Here is a 17,406-nt window from a genome sequence, read left to right on the forward strand (position 1 = left end):
ACCGCACAACGCCTTCGCGGGTAGATTCAACCCGATGTAATCATGATCAAGAGCAAGGTTGTTTCCCACTAGACTGCTATATTTTTGACTGTATCTGCACAGGGGTAATCTATGGCGCTGATGGAACTTACAACCGCACAGCTTTATCGAAACTGTGACCTGACCGCGTCCAGCTTTGGTAATACGGGCGAGCTGGAGCCGTTGCAGCAGCCGCTAGGCCAGTCGCGGGCGTTGGATGCGCTTGAGTTCGGAGTCGATATTCAGCGGCGCGGTTTCAATATATTTGCGTTCGGACCCAGTGGCCTGGGCAAGCACCAGCTGGTGCGCGATGTGCTCGGTAAGCAGAGCACTAATGGCTGGGTCCAATATGATTGGTGCTACGTCAGCAATTTTTCAGACCCGGCCAAGCCGCGTTTGCTGCAGCTGCCGGCTGGAGTTGGCAGCGAACTTGAGGAGGATATGCTGCAGTTGATAGAGGATCTTTTGACGTCTCTTCCCTCTACCTTTCACAGCGAAGAGTATCGCAATCGACTCCAGGATATCGAAGGCGAGATGATGGAGCGCTCCGAAGAAGCTTTCTCGACGTTGGGTGCCCGTGCCCGCGAACGCGATGTTGCGCTGTTACGCACTCCGGCGGGCTACACCCTGGCACCCATTGCTGATGGAGAGGTGATTACTCCGGAGCAGTTTGCCAAACTTAGCGAGGAAGAGCAGACAAAACTGCAGGAAGTTATAGCGGAATTGCAGGTGGATTTGCAGGAGGTGGTGAGCCAGTTACCGATGATTAAGCGGGAAGGCAGCCACCGAATCAAGGATCTGAATCGGGAAATTACTCAGCTGACTGTGGAGCAGTTTATTGCCTGGTTGGACAAAAAGTACGCGGAATATCCATCGATTGTAGATTACCTGACGCAAGTGAAGAATTTTGCGATTGAGAATGCAGAAGAGTTTTTACCCGAGGAGGAGGGCGCGGAAAACGAGCACGTTAAACAGCAGGCCAAGAACTATGCTGCCTTCAGGGTTAATGTGCTGGTGGACAATACTGGAGCTACGGGACAGCCGGTTGTCTATGAGGAGAATCCGACTTACCAGAATCTGATAGGCCGAGTGGAATATGTGTCGCAGATGGGCACTTTACTCACTGACTTCACACTGATTAAACCGGGCTCCTTGCATCGCGCTAACGGCGGCTACCTGATTGTGGAGGCACGGAAGCTACTCAGTCATATGTATGCCTGGGAGGGCCTCAAACAAGCGCTGCGCGCGGGCGAGATCAAAATTGCATCCCTGCAGGAAATACTGAGTATGAACAGCACGGTTTCACTGGAGCCCGAAAGCGTGCCGCTTGAGGTCAAGGTGATCCTGCTGGGTGAGCCGTTTATCTACTATATGATGAATCACTATGATCCCGAGTTCCGGCAGCTTTTTCACGTGGCGGCGGACTTTTCTGCGGACATGCCTTGGCAGGAAGAAAACCTGCTGTTGTTTGCGCGAGCGATAGCCGGTTGTCAGCAGCGCGAGGGGTTATTGCCGATCGACCGTCATGCGGTGCAACTGATCATTGAACAGACTGCGCGCTGGGCGGGGGATACCGAAAAGCTCTCACTGAATCAGGACAATCTCGGATTGCTGCTGGAAGAATCCGACTATTGGTCGCGGCGTAACGGACATGAGGTGATAGGCCGTGATGATGTGATTGCGGCGATAGAAAAACATGACATGCGTCGTAGCAGTTTACGGGAGTTGCTGCAGGAACAAGTGCTACGGGATATTCGCCTGATCGATACCAGTGGCAGCAAAATTGCTCAGATTAATGGCCTGTCGGTATTATCGCAGGGTGACTACAGCATTGGAGCACCGGCCCGCATAACGGCAACGGCGCGGCTTGGCGCTGGAAAAGTTGTGGATATTGAGCGTGAGAGCAAGCTGGGTGGTGAGATTCATAGTAAGGCGGTGATGATCATTTCGGCCTACCTGGCAAGTACCTATGCCAGCGATGGGCCGCTGGCATTATCCGCCAGTCTGGTGTTTGAGCAATCTTACGGCGGAGTGGATGGTGACAGCGCCAGCTGCGCTGAGGTATGCGTACTGTTGTCGGCGATCGCGGCGCTACCACTGGCGCAAAATCTGGCGGTGACTGGTTCGATGAACCAGTTTGGTGAGGTGCAGGCCATCGGTGGTGTTAACGAAAAAATTGAAGGTTTTTTTGATATTTGCGCGGCGCGCGGACTCAGTGGCGATCAAGGCGTGATCATTCCCGCCGCCAATCAGCCTCACCTGATGTTAAAGCCGGCGGTAACAAGTGCGGTTGAGGCGGGTCAATTTCATGTCTATACGGCGTCTCATGTTGAACAAGTGATGGAGAAACTGAGCGGGTTAGCAGCCGGGCGTGAAGCTGACGGCTTTGCAGCAGGCAGCTTCAACCGTCTGGTTTTAGATCGTATCCATGAGTTACAGAACCTGCAGGCCGCTCTGGCCGGACCTGAAAAGAGTCAGAATGGTGATAGAGAAACCAGATAAGCAGACTCGTGAGGATGCCAGCGCTGAGGTTTTGGTGGTGGTGGACACGCACTGCCAATGGTTAGTTCCGGTTGAGTTGGCGGTTACCTTCGCGGCTGCCCGCAGTGCGAGCTTACGCGGAATTTTCGTCGACGATGCGCAATTGCAACGTGTTGCCGAGCTGCCTTTCGCCCGCGAAGTTACTCTGCTTGGCGCACAGCCCAGGGCCTTGGGGCAGAAACAGTTAAGCCGCTCCATGCTCGACGTTTCCCAGCGCTTTCAGCGTTTACTATCAGAGCGCGCGCAACCGTTGGCAGTGGCGTACTCATTCGCCATGGTGAGTGATCGTCAGCAGGCACTCGCCATGGCGCTCTCGCAGGGAGCGGACTTGCTTATCATTGGCCAGCCACGGGTTTTGCCTCTGCCCACGTCTCGACCGTTGCGCGTATTGTTGCTGCCGGCTGCCAGCGGTGATCTGCTGTCAGCGCTGGCAGTGCTGTTAGACCTTGAGCCGGATCGACCTGCCGAAGTGCTGGTGGTCGAAGCACAGCGGGGGGATTCTTGCGGTGAACAACTTGCTTGCCTGCGCCAGCGCTTTGCTTTTATGCACACCCGCGAGGCAGACGCAGAGGCTTTGCACGGTTTGTTGAATGCAACGGGTCAGAACTCCCTGGACTACGTGCTGGTGGCACGGCTGGCTCCGGCAGAGTTGCTGGCACAGGTGTTAAACTTGGCGAGTTGTCCAATCCTGGTTACTGCCTAGTTTCGCCAGAGTTGGCCGCTGAAGTGTCGTTAGCGTGTGGAACAGAGCCGATTAAAAAACTCCGCCAGGTTTTGCATGCATGCAGCGTACCCTGCATCAAAAAGTTATAATGCCGATCATCATAAAATATAAATTAATCAGCCTATTGCCATGGATTCACTGATTGACAGATTTTTCAGCGCTCGTGATATCGATTCGTTCCGCTGTGGAGTATCGACGCTCTGGGACTACATAGGCTGCGATTTACAAAAGCCTGATGTTCAAGACAATGCAATTGCGCGTGGGTGTAAATGCCTGCCTGGCATGCGGCAGCTGGTTCAGGAATTATGATACCACTGGGCCCCAGTATCACCGGAACCCTTGTTACCAGTGATCTTAAGCAGACAGTAAGTGCTTACTGCGATTTTCTATCGACCAGCGTCTATGAAGACACGCAGGTCAGTCCCGAACAGGCAGTGCTGTGGGGTAAGCCCAAGTTGGCCGGCGCCTCCGTGGTGACTTTGGTGTCTCCCAGCGGTTACCCGTGGGTGCGTATTATTGGTCATCCGGAAGTGCTGCCAGCCAAACCCTTTCGCGAACTTGGCTGGATGGCGCTTGAGGTGTTGGTGGCTGACGTGGATGCTCTGGCTGCGCGACTCGCTGGGTCGCAGTTCGAAATTTTTCGTGCCCCGGCCAACCTCGACGATAGTGGTGATGTACGTGCTATGCAGGTTATCGGCCCTGCGGGTGAAGTGTTGTATTTGACCCAGGTCAATGCCGAGATTCCGCCGTTTGAGGTGCCACAGGCGAGCTGTGATGTTGACCGGTTATTTATACCGGTCAGCTGCTGTCTGCGTCGCGACGAGGGGCTGGCTGTTTACCAAAAGCTGGGGGCTAACCAGAGCTGGAGTTTTGATACACGGATCGCCTCGATCAACAAGGCACTGGGCTTGAACCCTGAGATGCGGCACCCGGTGGCCACGGTGCAACTGGCCGGACGAAGTATGGTAGAGATTGATCAGTTGGGGGTGGCTAAACCAAGGCCGCCTAGCGGGGGTGGTTTTCCTGCGGGTATAGCGATGGTCAGCTTTCTGGTCGATGACCTGGATGCCCTGAGTGTTCAGCCAGTATCCCCGCCGCGGACTCTGCCGGGAAAACTTTATCGCGGGCAGCGGGTGATGGTCTGCCGCGGCGCCGGCGGAGAGCTGATCGAACTGATTCAGGCGGTGCAGTGAAGCAAAGGCGCGGATTTAGCTGAAAAACCGCTTGCCTTTAATACTGTACGTATATACAGTTTCTGTGATCGAATTATAACGCACGAGGTGAACTGTGGCCGTAGTAGCAATGTGGAAATGTGACCGGGACGAGGCGATGTTTGACAGTAAGAAAAGCGCTGATGCTCATGACAAAATGCTGGAACTGGCAGAGAACTTTAGCCTGCTTCTGGAAAAACAGATTGAAGGCATTAGCGAGAAAGACGCAGAAAACATTGGACTGCTGTTATCCAGGAACAAGGATATTCTTGTTGCGGCCTGTAGAGGTAAGCCGGAGTCTCTGCTGGATATCGGTAGCGAGCCGGAGCAGGAAGAGTCAAATATTACGCCGCTAACGGCCAAAGCGTAATTACTGTAGCGCAAGGCTCCGGCTGCGGCCGGGTCTGGCGCTAATTGAGCCAGCTGTCCGTGCAATTGGGCGCAGTGGTTGGCGTCTGCTAGCAGCTCCCGCTGGCGACATGGCGCCCGGCTCTACGTCCAAAAAAGGTCGATTCACCGATGGCAGTGCCGCTAGAGTAGCCAGCTCCATCCTGAGCTATGTTTGATGCGCATGCGCCCGCTGCATACAGGCCAATAATCGCATCGCCAGCCTCTGTCATTACCTCGCCCTGCGCGGATACCCGCAGGCCTCCCAGCGTAAAGCCCACGTAAACCGATTCACCCAGTGAACACTGCAGTGCTGCGTAGGGCGCTTCGATCAGCGGCTGCAGCCAATCTGAATGTTTGTGGAATGTGGGATCTTTGCCCTCGGCGGCGTGTGCATTGTAGTCAGCTAGAGTTTGCTGCAATGAGCCCGCTGGTAATCCTAGACCCTGTTCCATGGTGGCGATGTCTTCCCAGGCGTCGATCAGCTCTTGCATCTGGATTTCCGGTCTGCCAAAGCAGGCGTTGTCGGTAATCAGGTAGGCAATGCCATTTGGCTGATCCAGGCAGGCGGTCATGGTGCGAGCGTGGTAGCTGTCTTCATTGATAAAGCGCTGGCCATGAGAGTTGACCAGAATGCCTTTCAGCAGGCTTTCGGGTGGATAGAATGGCGCGGTGATCAGGGCGCCCTCCATATGTGTTGCATAGCCGCCGGCCGCCAGACCCATATTGATTGCGGCACCGTCATCGTTTGGGTTGCCTTGCTTGACCACGCCAGGATGTGCGAGCTTGGGGCAATACTGTTCCAGCATACTTTGATTCATAGCAAACCCGCCTGCTGCCAGCACCACGCCATTGCGGGCCGCCACAAAACGCTCTTCGCCAAAGTGTGTATAGCGTACGCCAGAGATGTGCCCCTGCTCATCGCTAACGAGGTTTGTCACACGGGCATCGAACTGGAACTCGACCTGCAGCTGCTGGGCGGCCTCGTTCAGTTTTCGCATTACCAGGCCTCCGCCCTCGCTGCCGACGTTTTCAACTTTATGCCCCCGCGCTACCGGTTTTGCCTGTTGGCTGAATGGCCAGGCCTTCTCGTTGCCTGACCAGATGAGACATTCGTCGGTGGGCTGCTCATAGTGTTTCCTGCGGTAGAAACCGTCATTGAACGGGACGCCATGATCCACCAGCCAATTAAAATGCTCCACGCTCTGTTCACAGTAGAGGCGGATCTTGTTGAGATCAGGCTCCGGTGTATTGGCGACCAAATAATTGAACATGTCCTCGACCGTGTCTTCGAGACCATTGGCTAGCTGCGGTCGGGTGCCCCCGCCCAGATAGAAATGTCCCGTGGCCATGCAGGTAGTGCCGCTAATGCCGCTCGCCCGTTCCAGCACCAGGACCTTGGCGCCGGCAGCGGCAGCTTCGATTGCCGCGCAGGAACCCGCAGCGCCAAATCCGACAACAATGACGTCACTGCTAGCGTGCCATTGGTTGACCGACTTTGCCTGGATGGTTTGGTAGTCTGTCATAGGGCACCCCCAAGATTACTGTGTGCTAAGGATTTATGCTAAGTGTGCCGTTCCGGCCTCTGGCTGGCAATGACCCCGGTGGTAGGACGCGTCAGTCGGATTTGGCTACCCCCAGCCGGTCAGACCTTCTATACTCGCAATGACACTTATCCCTCAGCGGAGAAAGGCTATGGCAGAACTTTGCTACAACACCATGAACTGGTCACCGTATCTGGTGGCAGAGGGCGCGCCTTCCTTGCCCGCACAAATTACCGCCGCGTCGGCCGCTGGATTTCGTTGGTTCGGGGCTGATGAGGGCTCGATTGGCCGTTACTGTGACCTGGGTGGCAGTGTTGAGGAGCTTGCTGCGCTGATTCTTGCAGCGAATATGCGTACCTATGAATTACCCACGTTAATGCTTGGTGCTCAGCGTGAGCAAAATCGGGCTAGCACAGAGCGACTGGCAGCGCTGGCTGATCAGCTCCAGCCCGAATTCGTACAACTGAATATGGATTCGTTAGTAGACACCTCTGTGATCGAGGATTTGCAGTACGCCGGTGAAGTATTTGGCAAACTGGGTGTGCGCTTGGCCATAGAATACTTGCCTTGGCTGCCGGAGGTACGGAATATTAACGCCACCCGCGACGTGCTTAAGCGAGCGGGGGTTGCCGGCGCTGGTGTGTTGGTGGATTGCTGGCACTTTACCCACAGTGATGACACCTGTGCCGACCTTGAAGCGTTGCCGCTGGATGAGGTGGCCTATGTTCAGTTTAATGACCACCCGGCGCTGATCGGTGATGATTTGCTGATGGAAACTATTACCCGTCGCGCGATGCCTGGTGCCGGTGAGTTTGAACTGGATCGCTTTGCCAGCATATTCCGAAAAAAAGGCTACGGTGGAGTGGTTAGCTGTGAAGTTATATCGCTGGAAGCCCAGACCATGGATGTAGACAGTTACGCCCGGGCGGTGTACCAGAGTAGCAAAACCTACTGGCCAGACTAGAGCTATAGGCTAGCGGGTGATCGGTATCAAAGTGATTTCTACCCGTCGATTGAGTGCCCGCCCGCTGCTGTTTGTGTTGCTTGCCACCGGATAACGGCTACCCACACCGTAGGTTTCTATTCGCTGCGGCAGTATTTCACGGCCCAGCAAATAGCTGCCTACGCTGGCGGCGCGCCGCTCTGAAAGCGGCTGGTTGATGCTGTCTGAACCGGTACTGTCGGTATGCCCGACGATTTCAACGAGGGTTTTCTCAAATTCCTGTAGGACTAGCCCCACTGAATTGAGCACGGGATAAAAATCGGCATTAATGTCGGCCTGATTGCTGGGGAAAGTGATATTGCCGGGCATGTTCAAGACGATATGGTCATCGACCCGGGTAACGCTAACACCAGTGCCGGCGAGTTGTGCGCGCAGTTTGGCTTCCTGCTGGTCCATGTAATAGCCCACGCCACCGCCTGCCAGGGCGCCGATACCAGCACCAATTGCGGCTCGCTTGCGCGCTTCTTTGCTGCCATCGGCGCTGATTGCACCAATCACAGCACCCGCTACCGCGCCGATGGCGGCGCTGGTGGTTGCATTTGATGTCTTCTGTTCGCCGGTATAGGGGTCAACCGTCTGGCAGGCCGATAGAGTCAGCAATACTGCGCTGCAGAGTGCGGTCGTACGAAGGGTCTTTTTCATTCTGGTTGGCTCACTTGTGTTGGCAGCAATAACGGTAGCCAATATACACGATGGAGGCTGAACCAAGCCTGAACAGACTGGTGATTTTTGATTCTAGCGCCAAGGCGTATTGCGTGCTGCGGCTATCGCCTCCCGTGCATGGTTGATTTAAAGTGTGGCTCTGTGGATGATGTTATTGCAACCAAAAAGGAAATGGATATGCGCTATAAACTGTTGGGTAGAAGCGGGCTTCGAGTGTCTGAAATTTGTCTGGGTGCGATGACTTTTGGCTCCGACGAGGGTTGGTGTGCTGATAAATCTGAAAGTCGCGCTATGTTTGATGCCTATGTTGAGGCTGGTGGTAATTTCATAGACACCGCGGACATTTATACTCAGGGTGAAAGCGAAAAATTGGTGGGCGAATTTGTCGCCAGCGATCGTGAGCGCTTCGTAGTGGCGACCAAATACACCAATGCGTTTCCAGGTCGTAACGATGCCAATGTAGCGGGGAATCAGCGCAAAAATCTGCGGCAGTCCCTGGATGCCAGTCTCAAGCGTCTGGATCTCGATTACATTGATGTCTATTGGGTGCATAACTGGGATTTTACGACTCCTGTCGATGAGGTTATGCGAGCGCTGGATGATGCCGTTAGCGCCGGTAAAATTTTATACATTGGCTTGTCCGATGCTCCGGCATGGGTGACTTCGCGTGCCAATACATTGGCGGAGCTGCGCGGCTGGACCCAATTTGTAGGCATGCAGTTGGAGTACTCATTGGTTGAGCGCAGTATTGAACGCGAGCACTTTCCCATGTGCAGGGATATGGATATTGCCATGACGGCCTGGTCACCACTCGCCAGTGGCATGCTCAGCGGTAAGTACACCCGCGGTGGCTCCGAGGCCAAGCGTCTGGATACGCTGGCGTTTCACGATATTGATGATCGCAAGCTGGCCATTGCGCGAGTGGTCGACTCTGTAGCTGATGATATTGGTGTCAGTTCAGCGCAGGTAGCCTTGGCCTGGGTGCGTCAGCGCGGCACTATACCTATCATAGGGGTGCGCACACTGGCTCAGCTACACGATAACCTGGGTAGCTTGTCCGTGACGCTGGGCATTGAGCATTTGGCCCAGTTGGATGCGGTCAGCGCGATCGAGCTGGGGCATCCCTACGACTTCTTCACCAAGGACTTGGTAAAGGCGCTGGGTACAGGTGGTATGGGTGATCTTATCGATAACCATCGTGAGTGCCGATAATCAGAACTGTACGAGAGCCGCTGGACAGAGCCTATGAAAAGACTGTTGATACTGGTACTCGTCATTGCTGTAGTGGCGGCGCTAGCCTGGGGTATCGTTTATCTTGAGGCTATGCGCGAGCAGTCTGCAGAGGCCTCCAGAATTAACAGCAGTCTCATTATTGAAGCAGCTCAGGAAAACGAGGGCAAAGAGGCGGGGCAAGCACCCCGCTAAAGGCCAAGGTGCTCGCGCACAAGCTCAAAGATTTGTGGCTGGGTGATCATAGTGGGTATTTTGCCAACCCCGGTCTGGTTACTGAAGACCGGTATATTGACTCCGGTGTGTTCTTCCATGATGAAGTCATTGGTGGCGTAATTGACGCCCATGATGGTGCCTTCCGGGGTTTTGATGCGGGCCAGACGGCCGCGGGTAAACACCGGCGCGCCGAACGCCGCGAACAGGCTTTCTTCAGGGATCATTTGCGCCGCCTGACCATGGTCGGCGGTGACGATAATGAGTGTGTTGGGGTTGGATTCAGCGAAGGCCAGAGCGCTGTCGAGCACTTCGTTAAGTTGCTCCAGTTCGCCAATAGAGCCACAGGGCTTGCGTTCGTGAGATTGCTTGTCGATAGAGGCAGACTCTACCATCAAAAAGAAACCACTATCATTGCGCAGCCGCGCTAGCGCTATCTCAGTCATGGACTGCATGCTGGGCATACCCGCAAAACCGGGGTTGGGCTCGCAGATCATCGGTTCCGGCATCGTCACACTGCCGATATAGCGGCTGATGTGGTTGGCCCAACTGGGAACAGGTTTTTCCGCCTCGCGGCCACCTTCTCCCTGTAACCGGACCGGCATGGTGCCAGGTGAGAATAGTCCCAGCAGTTTTTGATCGGCTGGAGCTGTTGCCATATCGGCCGCGGCAGTCACAACATGATAACCATTGGCGCTCGCCAGATCACTGACGCTGGTACTGCCGCCCGCACTGTTGACTGCGAAGTGTTTGCTACCGCCGCCCAGCACCACATCGACATTGGAGCGCGCAATCTGTTCTGAAATAGATCCGGCTCCTCCATTCACTGCAAGGTGCTGAGTACAATCGCCGATCTTGATGCCGCTGAATTCGACGTCTTGCATGGCCTCGGGGTTCTCGCAGAAGCGAGCATTAATATGGGCTACAAATGACGCGGGTGTTGCGTCGGTTACGCTGGCGGTGCTCACCAGGCCGGTCTTCATGCCAGCGGCCTCGGCCAGTTCAATAATGGTAGGAATAGGCTGGTCACTGCCGGCAGTTGTGGCGATACGTCCGCGACTGGTAACCTCACCGGTGGCCATCGAGGTGGCGCTGTTGGCTGAGTCGGCCACGTAAACTGCTTGCCCCGATTCATTGACAGTCAGCACCTGAGCTACTCCGCGCATTGGCATTTGGTCGAGGGTAAGCCGGCCCCGCGAACCTACCAGGTAGTTGCGGGCAATCGTTATCTGGTGGTCATCCATACCATCGCCAATGATCAGAATCACATTGGCAGGTTGCTGTGCTGACAAAGTAGCAGCAGCGGTCAGTAGCAGTGTGCTAACCGCAGTGGTCAGAGTTTTCGTCGGTGTGCGCATAATTTTCTCCAGTAGCGGCGAATTATGCGCAGAGCGGGGCGAGTAGTAAACCGTCAGAATGGCAAAGCGCGACGTTCCGGGATTATTGCTGAGTCTGGTTTGAGCTCATACAAAGCCGGACGCGTCGATCCATGCCGTGCCTTCTAGCAGATGGCCACGTTCTTCGTGCTCCAGCCATATCGTGCATTCCAATACCGGCTGCCCGGCGATTTCGGCGTTAGCGGTGACGGTACCGCGGGCAATGACGGTGTCGCCGTCGAGAACAACCTGTGGAAACGTCATGCGAATGCGCTTGATGCACTCAGGTCCAGCCCAGGCGTGCAGCATATTGACCATATAACTTAGCCCCAGAGGCCCCTGGTTAATGGTGCGGTGTCCCAGCCCCATTGGCAGCGCCGCCACGGCGTCCCTGTCCCAGTGCAGAGGGTTGGGGTCACGCAGCAGTGCGGCCATGGTGCGCATCTTCTCGGCACTGACGCTTGGCATAACCCACTCAGGTATCTGATCACCCGGTTGAGGATTCATAGGGTATTCCTTGTGTAGTGCCAAGTGATGGTGGAGCGCGCCACCAACTGTTGACCCTGGCTGACCTCAAAGCAGAACTGTATGCGGTCGTAGGTCTGACCTTGAGTATTGGTATGTCGCTCGGCAGACGTGATTGATGCGGCGATATCATAGGTCACAGATTCCCGCAGGGACTGCAAAAATTCCCAGTCATAGCTTTCTATCTTTATCGAAAGGTCGGATTCCGCCTGCCCCAGAGCAAACATCTCTGCGATGCTGGTCCCTGCTCCCATAATAGGCATGTGAAACAAAGCGATGGGGTGGGCTAGCGCATTGCCCATAAGTTCGGCACCAGTGCATCCAGTCAGCAGGAAATTCTCCCAGGGCTCAATGCGGTACTGGCCACCTTTAAAGGTGTGGCCACGCAGCGCTTCGATTTCAGCGACCGGTGGTATCTGATGTGATGAGCTCATTCTGCTGCGGCAGCCGCTGACATAGCCGCCACTCTGTCGCCATCAAACTTGATGGAAAGCTCTGGAACCAGTTCCAGAATGACACGCAGTGGTGTGTCCAGCATTTCTATTGCGGCTTCGATGCTGGTGGCAGGGTAGCCATTCAGCAGTTCGGCCATGGCCGGGTAGAACCAGTCCTTGGTGGCCTGGTCTTCGTGAATGATGACGCTGCCCTTATAAGTGATGGTTTTGCCGGGGCCCATATCTGTGCCCATACTGGAGACTGTCACAGATACTCTCGGGTCACGCTTGATGGCTTTGATCCGCGCCCGCTGTGAAGTTGCTGTAAGCCAGATGCGGCCATCGTGATAGATGTAGTTCATGATCACACCGATCGGGTGTCCCGCTTTGTTTGTCCACATGAACACGGCTTCTATCTGTTTCTCAAGTAACTCACGCTCACGTTCCGGGGTCAGTTCGTAAATACTGACATCGTCATAGCTGGCCTTGTCTGCGTCACTCATTCTTATTTCCTGTGGGTGTGATCGACCCGCATACTCACAATTTCACCGGTGAGAGTCAATCGGCGACTAACAGTGGTGCTGTTAGAATGCAGGCTATCGCCGTGGTTTGGAGCGGCAATGTTTCTGGATGCTGGCAGATCCGCTATCGCGGCAGCGATGGTCTGCAGCGCCCTACTGGTGAAATAACAGTGCCTGCTGAGGTTCCCGAGACTGAGCTGGTGCAGTATATTGCCGATCTTTGTGACGAGTGGGCGACGCGCTCACACCGTGAAGTCGTGCCGCTAAGGTAAATTTTTATGGAAGAATCTGATACTGAACTGCCTGCGGCTGCAGGGAAGAAAAAAACCACACTATCTCTGGTGCTGGGTAGCGGCGGCGCTCGCGGTATGGCACATATTGGTGTAATTCGTGAGTTGGAGCGCGCGGGGTTTGAGATCGCATCAATCGCCGGCTGTTCCATGGGTGCAGTCGTTGGCGGTGTCTATGCCGCCGGAAAACTGGATGACTTTGAGCGGTGGGTTACGGCGCTCACTTCAAGAGACATGTTGAGAATGCTGGATTTATCCTGGAACGGCAGCGGCTTGGTCAAAGGCGACCGAATTATTGCGGCGCTGACCGAGTTGGTGGGACAGCGTAATATTGAAGATCTGCCCATCCCTTACACCGCCGTTGCAGCAGACGTCAAAAATGAAAAAGAGGTGTGGCTCAACAAGGGATCTCTGTTTGACGCTATACGAGCCTCCATGTCGTTACCGCTATTTTTCACCCCGGTTGAGTACAAGTATGGTCACCTGCTTGATGGAGGTATTCTTAACCCGGTTCCGATTGCGCCCACGTTCAACGACTCCACCGACTTTACCGTGGCGGTTAACCTGGGTGGGCCCAAGATCGCCGAACTACATGAGCCGGTACTGGCGCAAGAACCTGCCGAGGAATCGTCGGCTTTGCGGGAAACGCTGGATAAATTTATTGATACGCTGTCTGCTACCTTTTCAGACAAGGAGGTTGGCCCTGTCACGTCTGGTTTTCTGGCTGTTGCCGATGAGGCCTTCGATGCTATGCAGAGCAGTATCGCGCGACAGAAATTGGCGAGTTATCCGCCCGACGTGCTGATCGAAATAGCGCGGAACCGTTGCGGTACTTGGGAGTTTGATCGCGCCCAAGAGATGATTGAATTAGGTCAGTCGAAGACCCGGGAGTGCCTGAGCAGGGTCGACGTTCTTGGTTCAGTTAGTGGCGGCGTGCATGGTCTTGGTTAGTCTCATGAGGCCATGCTGGGAGGTCATCGACAAGTAGGTCAGTTAGCCGGGGTCTGTCTTTGAGCCAGCGTGTACGCCAGCCAGTATTTATAAATGTTGCTGACATACTGCACTGTTTCGCGGCCTGTAGGTTTCGCCGCTACCACTTCAGCATAGTTGAACCAGATATGGGTGTTTACATCAATTGATCAGCTGATATTCTTTTCTTCTGCGAGCATCTCGGTGGCACCGACTCCCCAGTTTGCGATGACCTTGCTGACTTCACCGGCGCTTGCATCAAGCTCTTGCACAAAAGCCGCTGCCACTACCTTCACCGAACCGGTAAAGCTGGCTGGGGCGAATGGCACGAGTATGACTACTCTGTCATCGGACAGAGTTTCAATAATGTAGACGATATCGCAGCTGCCATCGTCATGCTGCCACAGCCCGCCCTTGAAACCAGCGCCACCCTCAACGCCGATCAATCCGGTAGATAATTGCTTGATGGCGCGGTAGATAGGTAGCTTTCCTAGCGTTGCCGACTCTAGCCAGCGCCCTAGTTTGGCGAGCAGTTCGAGTCGGATCGCAACGCCGAAAATAAATGAAGTTAACAAAATCAGCAATGCGGCTGCGATAGAGGGCTCGCTTAGATGGTCGAAAGTTTGTGCCGGGAATAAGTCTGCAATGGGGATGGCAAGGGCAACGATCAAGCCCAGCACCTCATCCATCAGAACCCAGAATAGAAGAAATGGCAGTACGACTACCAATCCGCCAAGCAGGGAAGTTTTGAAGAAATTTGATAATGTTGTCAGCATTGGGCTTTCCTGTGGGATGTGGGGGCTAGTGAATAGAGCGTGCCGTCGACCCGGTTTAGGTCTGCGTGTCGAAACTGCAACTAAAGTCCATTGTTTAAGAATAGCTTGGTTGTCAGCATATCGCGCGTTTTTAATAGCGGTTGAGAGTTGCGTCTGACAGCGCCATTATTGTATGGCTGTTGGAAGCACTGTGGAATGGGATAGAACATGATTAAAAAAATACTGCTGTTCTTTATCACGCTAGGAGTGGGCCTTTATCTGGGCTATCAATTGCCGCGCGGAGCTGGAGCGGTGTCGGCTTTGATGAATATGGGCGGGCGTGCCAGCGACAACTACGCGGCACTGGAGTCACATCAAGCACTGCTGGAATATGAGGCGGTATTTGCCGCGGCGCGCAAGATGGTGCTAACCGATGCCCGCAGCGAGCAGGAGGCCATTGAGGGTATGCGTTGGCTATTGCGAGTGGTGGCTATGAGCGCCGAGGTGGCGGCTGATGCCAATCCGCGGCAGCCACATTTTCAGCGCATGGATACCTTGGTGCGTAAAGTGGGCGGCGATAACCCTGATGCCGAATATGAGCATGTGACGATCGATGGGCGCTACGACTACCGCATTACCGGTAATGTCGGCAGCGTGCGTTATCTGGGGTTCACCTTTAACGCGGGTCAAGGTATGACGCCGCGCCGCCAATTTGACTATCTTAGCGATCAGACGCTGACGCTGGATGAGCACGGTAATTTCACCATTTTGCTGGCTCAGGACAAGCCGGATGCTGCCGGGGACTGGGTGCAGATGCCAGCGGATGCCTCGGGAATATTAGTGCGCCAGTATATCGCTGATCGCAGTCGCGAAGTGTTGCCCACCCTCCATATCGAAATACTCGGGCCACAACCTGATTACCAGCCTCCCTCAGACGAGGAAGTGGCAGGTGCGATTGTGGGCACCACTTTCGCTTTTCTGAAACTGACTACCCTGCATCGAACCGTGCTACCTGAGCTGCTGAACACCCATAACGAATTTGTGCGCGCTACTTCAGAGAATCTTGGTGGGGCGATTAGCAGTGAGGACAATCTATATATGCTGGCCAGTTATCAATTGGGCGACGACGAGGCATTGATGATTACCGTGCAGCCGCCGCAGACGCGTTACTGGAATTTGGTGGCGGAAACCCGCTGGCACGAAATCTATGATTACTTACATCGGCCAACGTCGCTGACCCTGGAACAGGTTGAGTATGCAGAGGATGGGTCGGTCGAGTTTGTGATTGCTCATGCTGACCCCGGCCATCCCAACTGGATTGATACCAGTGGTCACAATTTTGGCTTTTTAACGCTGCGCTGGCTCGACAGCAAGGAGGATCTGGTGCCACTGCCCCAGACTCGCGTGGTCAAGTGGGCTAGTTTGCAGTCGCGTTAGGCGCTGCAGGCTTGGGTGTGCCGCCTTCAGGCAGTATTTGCTTGGCAAGTAATGGTTTGCGGACTATGGGCCACAGCAGTTCTTCGGCCCAGTGCAGGCGCGGAGAGATAGGCAGGCCAAAGTTTTCCTGACGCGCTCTGGGCCATTTGGCGGTGCCAAATAATACGTCGTAAAAAAACAGCGTGACCGCATAATTGCCATTGGGGTGAGCCTGTTTACTGCCCCATGCATGGTGTGCCTGATGGGTGTCAGGCAGGGTAATTATTTTTTCAATGATGCGCCACGCCGGTTCGGTAGCGGGAAAGCGCTGGCGTAACTGCAGGTCCCAACGGAAGCTGAGGTGTGTACCGACATTCACCAGATAGGTGATCGCCGCTGCTGCCAGAAACTCCTGATACAGCCCGAAGTACATAACAATCGCCCCTACCCAGGTTTGTGGGACGATCATCGGCCAGAACAGGTTGTAGCGATAAATGAGACTGGCATTCATATCCATGCCCGAGTGATGGGTGCGATGCAGCTTCCACATCCAGCGCCATTCATGGGCTGCCCGGTGCACCCAGTAGTGGCAAAATTCATTGAGCAGAAAAATTGCCAGAAACCCAGGCCAGAAAGGCAGCTCGATTAGACGATCGGCCCCGGTAGGAAAAAGACTGCGTGCCAACCAGGCGCCGGCGCTGGCGACGACCACCGAAGTTAGTATGGGTTGCGTGAGTATGGCTGCCAAATTGAACAACATATCGCGCCGGGGACGCTGGGAGTGCTGAATGCGTCCTGCTATAAGCTCAGCGCTGATAGCGGTCAGATAGCCGGCGGCGATGATGCCTAGCATGATGATTTGTGCGGGTTCCATGACTTATTCCTCGCGGCTTTTTAGCTGTCTGCGGGTGGGGCCGGACACCGGGCTTGCCAGGCCGGCGCTGATAAAATCGATCAGGTTTTCAGTGCGCCAGCCCAGCTCTTGATCTGCGTATTCCGGGTCGCCCGCGCGGCGGCGTGCATCCCATAGTGCCAGGCTCTGGTAGAGCTGTGCCGCCATGAGTTCGGTGCGCGCGTAGAAGAGGGGCCGCGGTATATCTGCCAGTGCTGCAGCCATTAGCCGGGACAACTTGCGTGTCGCGGTGGTGTGTTGTGGATTCGCGTGGTGATTTAGCTCGTCATGGCGTTGTGCAGATAACTGGCCAATGAAGCCGACGTAATGGTTGTGCTTGTTGTCGCTGCGTAGTTGCTCAACGAAAGGGATTACCAATGCACCGACAATGGCGCGCAGGTTGTGTGACTGCCCGGCGTCGTGCAGAAAGGTCAATAGTTGTTGACGACGCTCATTAATGGCGGGCAGCCGAAGCTCTAAAATCGCCGCTATGAGCTGACCTTTACTACCAAAGTGGTAGGCCACTGCCGAGTGGTTTTTTTGTCCCGCTGTGCGAGCGATTTCGCGTGTAGATACAGCGTCGACGCCGTGTTCGGCAAATAGCTGCTCGGCGGTTTCCAGTAACGCCAGGGCGGCACCCTGATAGACGGTGGATTCGGTCGCTGTGGTCATCGATTCCTGCATGGGACCATGT

19 protein-coding genes are annotated in these 17,406 nt (G+C 54.8%); 10 read left to right on the plus strand and 9 right to left on the minus strand.

Translation table 11 applies throughout. The features are described from left to right. The first annotated feature begins 111 nt into the window (after nucleotides 1-111). The 4 genes from EYC98_RS04905 to EYC98_RS04920 all read left to right on the plus strand — a co-directional run bounded on the left by EYC98_RS04905 (nucleotide 112) and on the right by EYC98_RS04920 (nucleotide 4,864). On the plus strand, nucleotides 112-2,520 hold the full coding sequence (locus tag EYC98_RS04905; protein ID WP_279244188.1) for a Lon protease family protein: 2,409 nt from the start codon (nucleotides 112-114) through the stop codon (nucleotides 2,518-2,520). Continuing rightward, entirely contained in the window at nucleotides 2,498-3,262 is a 765-nt protein-coding gene (locus EYC98_RS04910) for a hypothetical protein (protein WP_279244189.1), read from the plus strand. The genes EYC98_RS04905 and EYC98_RS04910 overlap by 23 nt, the downstream gene beginning before the upstream one ends. Before the next feature lie 326 nt (nucleotides 3,263-3,588). Further along, nucleotides 3,589-4,476 carry a VOC family protein gene (locus EYC98_RS04915; protein ID WP_279244190.1) on the plus strand — a complete coding sequence of 296 codons (888 nt, stop codon included), beginning with the start codon at nucleotides 3,589-3,591 and terminating at the stop codon, nucleotides 4,474-4,476. A 94-nt stretch (nucleotides 4,477-4,570) separates the two neighbouring features. Then, nucleotides 4,571-4,864 (plus strand): YebG family protein, encoded by a 294-nt coding sequence (locus EYC98_RS04920; protein ID WP_279244191.1) that lies wholly within the window; start codon nucleotides 4,571-4,573, stop codon nucleotides 4,862-4,864. A gap of 88 nt (nucleotides 4,865-4,952) precedes the next feature. On the opposite strand, the gene EYC98_RS04925 is transcribed toward EYC98_RS04920, so the two are convergent. Next, on the minus strand, nucleotides 4,953-6,407 hold the full coding sequence (locus tag EYC98_RS04925; protein ID WP_279244192.1) for an FAD-binding protein: 1,455 nt from the start codon (nucleotides 6,405-6,407) through the stop codon (nucleotides 4,953-4,955). A 169-nt stretch (nucleotides 6,408-6,576) separates the two neighbouring features. Here EYC98_RS04925 and EYC98_RS04930 point away from each other — a divergent pair, with 169 nt between their 5' ends. Further along, nucleotides 6,577-7,389, plus strand: coding sequence for a sugar phosphate isomerase/epimerase family protein (locus tag EYC98_RS04930; protein WP_279244193.1), 813 nt, complete (start codon nucleotides 6,577-6,579; stop codon nucleotides 7,387-7,389). 9 nt (nucleotides 7,390-7,398) lie between these two features. Here EYC98_RS04930 and EYC98_RS04935 read toward each other — a convergent pair whose 3' ends face one another. Further along, the gene (locus EYC98_RS04935) at nucleotides 7,399-8,070 is read right to left on the minus strand and encodes a YiaD family glycine zipper/OmpA-like lipoprotein (RefSeq protein ID WP_279244194.1); all 672 of its coding nucleotides are present in this window, start codon (nucleotides 8,068-8,070) and stop codon (nucleotides 7,399-7,401) included. 162 nt (nucleotides 8,071-8,232) lie between these two features. Between EYC98_RS04935 and EYC98_RS04940 the strand changes: the two genes are divergently transcribed. Continuing rightward, the gene (locus tag EYC98_RS04940; protein WP_279244195.1) at nucleotides 8,233-9,303 is read left to right on the plus strand and encodes an aldo/keto reductase; all 1,071 of its coding nucleotides are present in this window, start codon (nucleotides 8,233-8,235) and stop codon (nucleotides 9,301-9,303) included. A 33-nt stretch (nucleotides 9,304-9,336) separates the two neighbouring features. Next, on the plus strand, nucleotides 9,337-9,516 hold the full coding sequence (locus EYC98_RS04945) for a hypothetical protein (protein ID WP_279244196.1): 180 nt from the start codon (nucleotides 9,337-9,339) through the stop codon (nucleotides 9,514-9,516). On the opposite strand, the gene EYC98_RS04950 is transcribed toward EYC98_RS04945, so the two are convergent. From EYC98_RS04950 to EYC98_RS04965, 4 genes are all read right to left on the minus strand, one after another. Further along, on the minus strand, nucleotides 9,513-10,892 hold the full coding sequence (locus tag EYC98_RS04950; RefSeq protein ID WP_279244197.1) for an alkaline phosphatase: 1,380 nt from the start codon (nucleotides 10,890-10,892) through the stop codon (nucleotides 9,513-9,515). The two genes, EYC98_RS04945 and EYC98_RS04950, sit on opposite strands and share 4 nt — an antisense overlap. 105 nt (nucleotides 10,893-10,997) lie before the next feature. After that, on the minus strand, nucleotides 10,998-11,417 hold the full coding sequence (locus tag EYC98_RS04955; RefSeq protein WP_279244198.1) for a MaoC family dehydratase: 420 nt from the start codon (nucleotides 11,415-11,417) through the stop codon (nucleotides 10,998-11,000). Further along, entirely contained in the window at nucleotides 11,414-11,869 is a 456-nt protein-coding gene (locus tag EYC98_RS04960; RefSeq protein ID WP_279244199.1) for a hypothetical protein, read from the minus strand. Before EYC98_RS04960 ends, EYC98_RS04955 begins: the two co-directional genes overlap by 4 nt. Continuing rightward, nucleotides 11,866-12,372, minus strand: coding sequence for a pyridoxamine 5'-phosphate oxidase family protein (locus EYC98_RS04965; RefSeq protein WP_279244200.1), 507 nt, complete (start codon nucleotides 12,370-12,372; stop codon nucleotides 11,866-11,868). The genes EYC98_RS04960 and EYC98_RS04965 overlap by 4 nt, the downstream gene beginning before the upstream one ends. A gap of 86 nt (nucleotides 12,373-12,458) precedes the next feature. Between EYC98_RS04965 and EYC98_RS04970 the strand changes: the two genes are divergently transcribed. Beyond that, nucleotides 12,459-12,662, plus strand: coding sequence for a DUF7661 family protein (locus tag EYC98_RS04970; protein ID WP_279244201.1), 204 nt, complete (start codon nucleotides 12,459-12,461; stop codon nucleotides 12,660-12,662). Nucleotides 12,663-12,668: 6 nt separating this feature from the next. Continuing rightward, nucleotides 12,669-13,631: a patatin-like phospholipase family protein gene (locus EYC98_RS04975; protein ID WP_279244202.1), complete on the plus strand. Its 963-nt coding sequence runs from the start codon at nucleotides 12,669-12,671 to the stop codon at nucleotides 13,629-13,631. A 188-nt stretch (nucleotides 13,632-13,819) separates the two neighbouring features. On the opposite strand, the gene EYC98_RS04980 is transcribed toward EYC98_RS04975, so the two are convergent. Further along, entirely contained in the window at nucleotides 13,820-14,425 is a 606-nt protein-coding gene (locus EYC98_RS04980) for a DUF502 domain-containing protein (protein ID WP_279244203.1), read from the minus strand. A 207-nt stretch (nucleotides 14,426-14,632) separates the two neighbouring features. Between EYC98_RS04980 and EYC98_RS04985 the strand changes: the two genes are divergently transcribed. Continuing rightward, nucleotides 14,633-15,841, plus strand: coding sequence for a DUF1214 domain-containing protein (locus tag EYC98_RS04985; protein ID WP_279244204.1), 1,209 nt, complete (start codon nucleotides 14,633-14,635; stop codon nucleotides 15,839-15,841). Here EYC98_RS04985 and EYC98_RS04990 read toward each other — a convergent pair. Both EYC98_RS04990 and EYC98_RS04995 read right to left on the minus strand, forming a co-directional pair. Then, entirely contained in the window at nucleotides 15,822-16,694 is an 873-nt protein-coding gene (locus tag EYC98_RS04990) for a sterol desaturase family protein (RefSeq protein WP_279244205.1), read from the minus strand. The two genes, EYC98_RS04985 and EYC98_RS04990, sit on opposite strands and share 20 nt — an antisense overlap. 3 nt (nucleotides 16,695-16,697) lie before the next feature. Beyond that, on the minus strand, nucleotides 16,698-17,384 hold the full coding sequence (locus EYC98_RS04995) for a TetR/AcrR family transcriptional regulator (RefSeq protein WP_279244206.1): 687 nt from the start codon (nucleotides 17,382-17,384) through the stop codon (nucleotides 16,698-16,700). Between the last annotated feature and the right edge of the window lie 22 nt (nucleotides 17,385-17,406).

It is taken from the genome of Candidatus Litorirhabdus singularis, from assembly GCF_026262625.1.
GTDB classification, from domain to species: domain Bacteria; phylum Pseudomonadota; class Gammaproteobacteria; order Pseudomonadales; family Halieaceae; genus Litorirhabdus; species Litorirhabdus singularis.